Here is a 1,080-nt window from a genome sequence, read left to right as displayed (position 1 = left end):
TGGCGGGGTTGGAGGGGGGAGATGTCGGGAGTGGTCGGGGCGGGTCGCCGGCCGGAAGCTGCCCTGTCGTCGGCGGAGGTGGGTGGAAGTTGGCGCGCCAGGGGCGGCGTGGGGGGCAGGGGGGCGGCGGGGCGGGACATGCGCGGATTTTGTCGCAACGCCGCTCGAACGCCGCGTAGGCGAGCACCGCAGCAGCGGGGCCGGCGCGTGCGGGAAACCCCGGGTGAAGAAGCCCCCAAGCCCCCTGGCAGCGGGGGAAAAGCCGCGCTGTTCGGCCGATGCCTTGCGCGGGCGGCCGCTAGCATTTGCGGTTATGGAATCTCTCGAAAAACGTGCACGCCCGGTCGCCCGGGCCCCGGCGCAGGGCCGCGAATCCGCTGGCGTGGGGCGTCTGGCACCTGCACGCCGGCTGGCGGGCGGGTGCCTGCTGTCCGCTGCCGCGCTGCTGGCCGGCTGCGCGGCGCCCGATCTGCCGCGCGACGAACTGCACGCGCCTTCCACGCAGAAAACCGCGCGCGCCGTGCAGCACTGGGACGTGCTGGCCCGCGACGTGGCGGAGCGCACGGCGGTGCGGCTGCGCGACTGGCCGCCGGGGGAGTACCCGATCTATCTGCTGCCCGCCCAGGGCGACGGCTTCGACGCGGGTTTTCGCTCGTTGCTGGTGACGCGCCTGGTGGACCGAGGCATCACCGTCTCGACCCAGCCGACCGGCGTGCGCATGGCGGTGTCCACGCAGGTGGTGCAGCACCAGGGCGGCGGTGTGTACGCGCCGCCGCGGGTGCGACTGTCCGAGGGCGTGGCGGTGGTGCGCGATGCGTCGGGCGCCTACGTGCCGGCGCCGGACGTGCTGCTGGCCAGCGGCACGGCGCGCACCGAGATTTTGGTGACCACGTCCATCGAATCGGACGAGCGCGTGCTGGCGCGCACCAGCGACGTCTATTCCATCGACCAGGGCGACGTGGCGCTGTACCTGCCGCGCGTGCCGGCGGTGGCGGCCACGCCGGTCAAGACGTGGCGGGTGGTGCCATGAGGCGCCGCACCGTGCTGGCCGGCGCGCTGGCGGGCGCCGCGGCGGTGGCC

Annotated in this window: 1 protein-coding gene; it reads left to right on the top strand. The window is 74.5% G+C overall.

Going from position 1 to position 1,080, the window contains the following annotated elements:
• Window positions 1–313 precede the first annotated feature (313 nt).
• The gene (locus tag AC27IO_RS24680; RefSeq protein WP_284425079.1) at window positions 314–1,030 is read left to right on the top strand and encodes a hypothetical protein; all 717 of its coding nucleotides are present in this window, start codon (window positions 314–316) and stop codon (window positions 1,028–1,030) included.
• Window positions 1,031–1,080 lie beyond the last annotated feature (50 nt).

This window comes from Acidovorax sp. KNOB132, assembly GCF_057541515.1.
This window is presented reverse-complemented; position numbering and strand designations above follow the sequence as displayed.